The sequence below is a fragment of the Propionicimonas sp. genome, assembly GCF_034927565.1.
Lineage (GTDB): Bacteria > Actinomycetota > Actinomycetes > Propionibacteriales > Propionibacteriaceae > Propionicimonas.
In genome coordinates, this window is the sequence record NZ_JAYFPT010000007.1 from 43,489 (window position 1) to 51,267 (window position 7,779).

The 7,779-nt window shown below is 70.3% G+C and carries 7 protein-coding genes; 6 read left to right on the forward strand and 1 reads right to left on the reverse strand.

Features of this window, described 5'->3' with window-relative positions; translation table 11 throughout:
• Window positions 1–29 precede the first annotated feature (29 nt).
• The 3 genes from VB080_RS01965 to VB080_RS01975 are packed head-to-tail and all read left to right on the forward strand — an operon-like array spanning window position 30 to window position 3,711.
• Entirely contained in the window at window positions 30–1,025 is a 996-nt protein-coding gene (locus VB080_RS01965) for a DsbA family protein (protein WP_323416738.1), read from the forward strand.
• A gap of 41 nt (window positions 1,026–1,066) precedes the next feature.
• Window positions 1,067–3,469: an NAD-dependent DNA ligase LigA gene (ligA, locus tag VB080_RS01970; protein WP_416339582.1), complete on the forward strand. Its 2,403-nt coding sequence runs from the start codon at window positions 1,067–1,069 to the stop codon at window positions 3,467–3,469.
• A gap of 41 nt (window positions 3,470–3,510) precedes the next feature.
• Entirely contained in the window at window positions 3,511–3,711 is a 201-nt protein-coding gene (locus VB080_RS01975) for a hypothetical protein (protein WP_323416740.1), read from the forward strand.
• A 4-nt stretch (window positions 3,712–3,715) separates the two neighbouring features.
• Here the strand turns inward: VB080_RS01975 and VB080_RS01980 are convergent, their stop codons facing one another.
• A complete protein-coding gene (locus VB080_RS01980) occupies window positions 3,716–4,330 on the reverse strand; it encodes an amino acid-binding protein (RefSeq protein ID WP_323416744.1) in 615 nt (204 codons plus the stop codon).
• A gap of 172 nt (window positions 4,331–4,502) precedes the next feature.
• On the opposite strand from VB080_RS01980, the gene gatC reads away from it, so the two are divergent.
• The 3 genes from gatC to gatB all read left to right on the forward strand — a co-directional run.
• Window positions 4,503–4,799: an Asp-tRNA(Asn)/Glu-tRNA(Gln) amidotransferase subunit GatC gene (gatC, locus tag VB080_RS01985; protein ID WP_416339580.1), complete on the forward strand. Its 297-nt coding sequence runs from the start codon at window positions 4,503–4,505 to the stop codon at window positions 4,797–4,799.
• A complete protein-coding gene (gene gatA, locus VB080_RS01990) occupies window positions 4,796–6,298 on the forward strand; it encodes an Asp-tRNA(Asn)/Glu-tRNA(Gln) amidotransferase subunit GatA (protein ID WP_323416741.1) in 1,503 nt (500 codons plus the stop codon). The genes gatC and gatA overlap by 4 nt, the downstream gene beginning before the upstream one ends.
• Before the next feature lie 11 nt (window positions 6,299–6,309).
• On the forward strand, window positions 6,310–7,779 hold a 1,470-nt coding region (gene gatB / locus VB080_RS01995; protein WP_416339583.1), incomplete at its 3' end, for an Asp-tRNA(Asn)/Glu-tRNA(Gln) amidotransferase subunit GatB.

Sequence of the window (7,779 nt, forward strand, 5' to 3'; positions counted from 1 at the left end):
GCTTGCGGCCTCCGCGCTACCGTTGCTGGGTGATCATTGAGGTTTACTTCGACGTGGTGTGCCCCTGGACGTGGGTCGGCAAGCGGCGCCTCGAGGCGGCGCTGGCGGTGCTGGGCGAAGCCGCGCCCACCGTCCGCTGGCTGCCGTACCTGCTCGACCCTACCGCGCCACGGCAGTCGATCTCGCTGGCCGAGAACCCGGAGGCGGAGGCCGCGCAGCTTCAGTCCGTGCCAGGGTTCAACGTCGACCTGCTCAAGCAGCGGGTGGCGCAACTGGCTGGCGCCGAGGGGCTGCCGACGCCTGTCCCGGCCTGTCGGGTCTCCACCTGGGCGGCGCACCGCCTGATCCAGGACGCGGCCGATCAGGGCCCGCAGGTCCAGTCCGCGGTGGTGGAGGAGATCATGGCGGCGCACTTCTCGGGCACCGACATCAACCGGCTGGACTTCCTGGGCGCGGTCGCGGCGCGGTTCGGGCTGCGACCGCCGGCCGGGGCTGGGGACGCCAGCCACGCTCCTGCCTACCTGGAGCCCGGCTTCGATCCGCAGGATCCGGGCGAGCGTGCCACCCGCGAGGCGTACTGGGCCGGACGGGCCCGCGACATCGCCTCGTCCCCGACCTTCGTGGTGCACGGCGCTGCGCTCGTCGGCGCGCAGCCGGTCGAGACCCTGGTGAACCACATCACCTCGGCGCCGGCCCTGCCGCGCGAGCTTCCCGACGAGGTCCGCCGGATCCGGCTGGCCGAGGCGCTGCTGGACCGTCGCGACCCTCACGGTTGCCTGTACGTGCTGGCACCACTGCGGCAGGAACACGACGGCGATCCCAATCTGGAGATCCTGACCGCCCGGGCGTTGCTGGCCTCGGCGAGCTTGCGTCCGGCCAGGGACAAGCTGGCAAAGCTGGTCGAGCGGTACCCCGGCGACGCCTACCTGCACGGCCTGCTCGGCCGGGCGCTGAAGCGGCTGGGCGATCCGGAGGCGAAGGCGCACCTGGCGATCGCCGGTGCGCTTGCTCCCGACGAGGAGTGAGCCGACAGCGGCTTCACGGCAACCGCGAGCCCACTCGTAGACTGACCGACGTGTCAGATCATGGTGCCGCCACCCTCTCGCCCGACGACGCTCGCGCGGAGGCCGACGTGCTGACAACGCGCATCCTCGACGCCCGCGAGGCCTACTACGGCCGTGATGCCTCGCTGGTCGATGACGCGACCTACGACGGGTGGATCCAGCGGCTGGAAGAACTGGAGCGGCTGTTCCCGGCGTTGCGCGGGCAGGATTCGCCGACCCAGACGGTGGGCGCGGCGGGGGAGACCGACGCCGCGACGATCGAGCACGCCGAGCGGATGCTGAGCCTGGACAACGTCTTCTCCTCCGACGAACTGCGGGAGTGGATGGCGAAGACCCGGGCGGCCGCCGGGCGGGAGGTGACCTGGCTCACCGAACTGAAGATCGACGGGCTGGCGATCAGCCTGCGCTACCAGCACGGCGTCCTCACCTCCGCGGCGACCCGGGGCGACGGCAGGGTTGGCGAGATCGTGACCGAGAACGCGTTGCGGGTGGCCGGCATCCCGCGCCGGCTCGCCGGCGACGGCCACCCGCCGCTGGTCGAGGTGCGAGGTGAGATCTTCATCCCGGTCGCGGCCTTCGAGCGGCTCAACGCCGCGCAGGCGGAGTTCCGCGAGCGGACCTACGCCGAGGCGGAGGAGCGCGCCGGGGGACGACCTGGCGAGTTCGACCAGGAGCGAGCGCGTGCCGCCGCGGCTCGCCGGTTCCCGGCCTTCGCCAACCCGCGCAATGCCGCCAGCGGGGGTCTGCGCCAGCAGCTCGACAAGAAGCAGGGACTGGAGCGCGAGGCCGCGTTGCTGCGGATCGCCTCGCTTGCTCTCTACGTCCACGGCATCGGGGCCTGGGCCGACCCGCCGGTGCCGACCCAGAGCGGGGTGTACCGGCTGCTGGCGGAATGGGGTCTGCCGACCAGCCCCCACACCCGGGTCTGCCACGATGCCGACCAGGTCATCGGGTTCGTGACCTGGTTCGGCGAACACCGCCACGACATCGAGCATGAACTCGACGGCATCGTGGTGAAGGTCGACGAGCTGGCGCTGCACGCCGAACTCGGCCAGACCAGCCGCGCGCCGCGGTGGGCGATCGCCTACAAGTACCCGCCAGAAGAGGTGCAGACCCGGCTGCTCGACATCGTGGTCTCGGTCGGACGCACCGGACGGGCGACCCCGTTCGCGGTGATGGCGCCGGCCCGGGTGGCCGGCAGTGTGGTACGGCAGGCGACGTTGCACAACCAGGACGTGGTCAAGGCCAAGGGTGTGCTGATCGGTGACACCGTTGTGTTGCGCAAGGCGGGCGACGTGATCCCCGAGGTGCTCGGGCCGGTCGCGGAGCTGCGGGACGGAACCGAGCGCGAGTTCGTCATGCCGGCCACCTGTCCCGAGTGCGGCACCGGGCTGCGGCCGATGAAGGAGGGCGACATCGACCTGCGCTGCCCGAACGCCCGGTCGTGCCCAGCACAGGTGCGGGGGCGGGTCGAGCACCTTGGTTCCCGCGGCGCCCTCGACATCGAGGTGCTCGGCGAGGTGACCGCCGCCGCTCTCACCCAGCCCGAGGTGCCCTCGGTTCCGCCGTTGCGCACCGAAGCGGGCCTGTTCGACCTGACCCTCGACCAACTCGTGCCCATCGAGGTGGTCGTGCGCGATCCGGAGACCGGTGAACCCCGGGTTGATGAACAGACCGGGGAGTACGTCCGCCGCGCACCCTTCCAGAAGCTCGGACCGGCGAGCTACCCGCCCGGAACCGACACCATGGACGCCGCGGAGCGGCGCCGGCGGGGGATCCGAAAGGACTACCGCCAGGTGCTGCCGTCCGAAGCCGCGGTCAAGTTGCTGTCGGAGTTGGACAAGGCGAAGCGCAAGGAACTGTGGCGCCTGCTGGTCGCACTGAACATCCGGCACGTCGGCCCGGTCGCGGCGCGCGCCCTGGCACAGTGGTTCGGCTCGCTGGCCGCGATCCGCGCCGCGACACGCGAGGAACTGGCAGCCGTCGACGGGGTCGGCGACATCATTGCCGGTTCGATCATCGACTGGTTCGAGGTCGACTGGCACGTCGAGATCGTCGAGCGGTGGACGGCCGCGGGGGTGCAGTGGTCAACACCGGGCCACCCGGGCCCGGGTGCGGTGACCGAGGGGGGCGGCGTGCTGGACGGCCTCACCGTCGTGGCGACCGGAAGCCTGGAGGGCTACACCCGGGAGGGTGCGCAGGAGGCGATCATCCGGGCCGGGGGCAAGGCGGCGTCGAGCGTCTCACAGAAGACCGACTTCGTGGCCGCGGGGCCGGGAGCCGGCTCGAAGCTGGCCAAGGCCGAGGCTCTCGGCCTGCGGATCATCGATGCCGCCCAGTTCCACCTGCTGGTGACCGAGGGCCCGGCAGCGCTCGGCGATCCCGGCTCCGACCAGGAGAACTGAGCGGGCCCGAGGGCCGTGGAGTGCTCTGGCACACTGGGGTCATGGACGGGCTGAACTCCAACCTCAACCTCAACGAGGGGGCGCCGCCGCGGGTGATGCCGCGGATCGGCGAGTGGGGTCCGCTCGAAGTACCCGCCACCCGGGCCAAGCGCCGGATGCGCTGGTGGACGATCCTGATCCTGGTTGGCGTGGTGGCCGCCCTGGTCGGCTACGGCTACTGGATGTACACCCTGGTCAGGTAGCCGGTCACAGCGCCAGCGCGGCGAGGTGCCGCAGCCGGGCCAGCTCCGACTGGAGGAACTCCGGGCCGCCCCGGCGCGCGATCACGATCGAGGCGTCGCTGCGGAACGGCGCCACGGCGATCAGCGTCTCGCTCCAGCCGTTCAGCCAGCCGTCCGGCAACTCGTCGCTGCGCAGCTCGTCGAGCGGGCCGAGGGCTGCGATGCCCTCCGCGGTGAGGTCGGGTGCGAGGTCGGTGCGGGCCAGCACCTGCGACCGGACGCGGTCGATCAGCACAGCCCAGGAGACCCGGAACACCTCGGGCGACTCCAGGGTGAGAATCTCCTCAGCCCGTTCGGGGTACTCGGTCATGTGGTTGAGCACGTCCACATCGCCCTGCAAGCCCCACGGTTCCGGGTAGCGCGACAGCCAGAGCACCTCGACGCCCTGGACGGAGGTGCAGGCGGTGACCAGCGAGTCGGGTTGCACCCCACCGGGCAGTTCGAGCATGAAGTCGTCCAGGGCATAGCCCTCGTACTTCTCCACGATCTCGACAGCGTTGATGTCGGCACCGACGGTACCCATCGCGGTAGCCACGGCACCCAGGGTGCCGGGCCGGTCCGGAAGGGCAACTCTCAACAGGAACACATCCGACAGTCTGGCCGATTTCTGTTACAAAGTGGTCACGAAACCATGAAACTGTCCTGTCGGAGCGCGGCGCGAGACCGGTGCGACGATCACCGGGCCGCCGCCGATAGAGTGAGAAGGCGTCGGACGGACCACCCGTCCGGGCAGCAACCACAGGAGTGAGATCGTGGCCCTGACGGCAGCCGATGTCGGCAAACTCGCGGGACTGGCGCGGATCAGCCTCACCCCCGAGGAACTGGACGGTCTCGCGCCGCAACTGGACGTGATTCTGGAGTCGGTCGCCCGGATCACCGAGGTGGCCGCGGCGGACGTGCCTCCCACCTCCCATGCGTTGCCGCTGACCAATGTCTTCCGGGCGGACGTGGTGACCCCGTCGCTACCTGCCGCGGAGGTGCTCGCTGCCGCCCCGGCCACCGAGGATGACCGGTTCCGGGTGCCGCGCATCCTGGGGGAGCAGGCATGACCGAGCTGTTGCGGCTGTCGGCCTGGGAACTGTCGGAGAAACTGACCGCCGGCGAGGTCTCCGCCCGTGAGGTCACCGCCGCCCACCTGGACCGGATCGAGGCCGTGGACGGCAGGGTGAAGGCCTTCCTGGCCGTCGACGGCGAGCGCGCGCTGGCCACCGCGGACGCGATCGACGCCCGCCGCGCCGGCGGCGAGAAGCTCGGCCCGCTGGCCGGGGTCCCGGTGGCGGTCAAGGATCTGTTCGCCTACCAGGGGCTGCCGACCACCGCCGGTTCGAAGATCCTGGCGGGTTGGCTGCCGCCCTACGACGCCACCATCACCCGGCGGCTGCTGGCCGATGACCTGGTGATTCTGGGCAAGACCAACCTCGACGAGTTCGCGATGGGCTCCTCGACTGAGAATTCCGGCTTCTTCACCACCCACAACCCGTGGGATCTGGACCGGATCCCGGGCGGCTCCGGCGGTGGCTCGGCGGCCGCACTGGCGGCCTTCGAGGCGCCGCTGTCGATCGGCACCGACACCGGTGGTTCGATCCGGCAGCCGGCCTCGGTCACCGGGACGGTCGGGGTGAAGCCCACCTACGGTGCCACCTCGCGCTACGGCGTGATCGCGATGGCGTCCTCGCTGGACACTCCCGGGCCCTGCGCCCGGACCGTGCTGGACGCCGCCCTGCTGCACACCGTGATCGCCGGCTGGGATCCGAAGGATTCCACCTCGATCAACGCCCCCGTCCCGGATGTGGTCGGCGCTGCCCGGCGCGCGGACGTGACCGGGCTGCGGGTCGGGGTGGTGCGCGAACTCGGCGGCGAGGGCTACCAGCCCGGGGTCGAACAGCGGTTCGCCGAGGCGCTGGCCGTCCTGGCGGAACGGGGCGCCGAGATCGTCGAGGTCTCCTGCCCGCACTTCGACTACGCGCTGGCCACCTACTACCTGATCATGCCCGCCGAGGTCTCCAGCAACCTGGCCCGGTTCGACGCGATGCGTTACGGGCTGCGGGTGGCCGATGACGGCGAGCACAGCGCCGAGGAGGTGATGAGTCTCACCCGCGGCGCTGGTTTCGGAGCCGAGGTGAAGCGCCGGGTGATCCTGGGTACCTATGCGTTGAGCTCGGGCTACTACGACGCCTACTACGGCTCGGCCCAGAAGGTCAGGACGCTGATCATGCGCGACTTCGAGGCCGCCTTCGAGCAGGCCGACGTGCTGGTGTCGCCGTCCACCCCGACGACCGCCTTCCGGATCGGCGAGCGGGTGGACGACCCGCTGGCGATGTACAAGGCCGACCTGTGCACCATCCCGTCCAATCTGGCGGGCAACTGCGCGATCTCGGTGCCCTGCGGGCTCAGTCCGGACGACGGCCTCCCGGTCGGCTTCCAGATCATGGCACCGGCACTGGCCGACGACCGGCTCTACCTGGTGGGCGCTGCGCTGGAAGCCGAACTCGGCCGGCGCTGGGGTGGCGGCATCCTGCTCGATCAGTTGAAGGGGGAACTGGCGTGAGCGTGGAGCTGATGGACTTCGATGAGGCGATGGAGCGTTTCGACCCGGTGCTGGGCCTGGAAGTGCACGTCGAGTTGAACACTGCGTCGAAGATGTTCTGTGGTTGTTCGACCGCTTTCGGCGCGCCGCCGAACTCCCAGACCTGCCCGGTCTGCCTGGGGCTGCCCGGTTCGCTGCCGGTGGTGAACGCCCACGCGATCGAGTCGGCGATCCGGATCGGGCTGGCGCTGAACTGCTCGATCGCGCCGTGGAGCAGGTTCGCCCGGAAGAACTACTTCTACCCCGACATGACCAAGGACTTCCAGACCTCGCAGTACGACGAGCCGATCGCCTTCGACGGCGGGGTCGAGGTGGAAGTGGACGGCGAGGTCTTCGCCATCCCGATCGAGCGCGCGCACATGGAGGAGGACGCCGGCAAGCTGCTGCACGTCGGCGGCGCTACCGGCCGGATCCAGGGCGCTGACTACTCCCTGGTGGACTACAACCGGGCCGGGGTGCCGCTGATCGAGATCGTCACCAGACCGATCCGGGGGACCGGTGCGAAGGCTCCTCAGGTCGCCAAGGCGTACGTCGGCTTCCTGCGCGAGTTGATGCGGGCGCTGGAAGTGTCGGACGTCCGGATGGAGCAGGGCTCACTGCGCTGCGACGCCAATGTCTCGTTGATGCCCAAGGGTTCAGACGTGCTGGGGTTGCGCACCGAGACCAAGAATGTGAACTCGCTGCGCTCGATCGAGAACGCCCTCACCTACGAGATCCGCCGTCAGGCAGCGATTCTGGCGTCGGGTGGCCGGGTTCACCAGGAGACCCGACACTGGCACGAGGACGGCGGCCATACCTCGCCGGGGCGGTCGAAGGAGCAGGCGGAGGACTATCGCTATTTTCCCGAGCCCGACCTGGTGCCGGTGGCTCCCAGCCTGGCGTGGGTCGAGGAGTTGCGGGCCACCCTGCCGGAGCCGCCGACGGCACGCCGGGCCCGGCTCCAGGCCGAGTGGGGCTTCACCGACCTGGAACTGCGCGACGTCGTCAACGGCGGCAGCCTTGAGCTGATCGATGCCACTGTGCTGGCCGGTTGCGCCCCTCAGGCCGCCCGGAAGTGGTGGACGACCGAACTCACCCGCCGGGCCAATGAGGTCGGCGTCGAGTTGGAGGAACTCGCGATCACTCCGGTTCAGGTGGCCGCGCTGCAGGGCCTGGTGGACGCCGGCACCATCAATGACAAGCTGGCCCGCCAGGTGATCGACGGCGTGCTGGCCGGCGAGGGCGATCCCGCCGACGTGGTAGCGGCGCGCGGCCTGGCAGTGGTTTCCGACGATGGCGCGCTGGCCGCCGCCGTGGACCGGGCGATCGAGGCCAATCCCGGCGTGGCCGACAGCATCCGTGCTGGCCGGGTCGCCGCCGCCGGGGCCCTGATCGGAGCCGTTATGAAGGAACTGCGCGGTCAGGCCGACGCCGCCAAAGTGCGGGAGTTGATTCTGGCCCGG

Bases quoted from the DNA above. Each gene is read 5' to 3' on its own strand.
- VB080_RS01975 (WP_323416740.1), top strand. From the start codon at position 3,511: ATGGACGGGCTGAACTCCAACCTCAACCTCAACGAGGGGGCGCCGCCG.
- gatA (WP_323416741.1), top strand. From the start codon at position 4,796: ATGACCGAGCTGTTGCGGCTGTCGGCCTGGGAACTGTCGGAGAAACTG.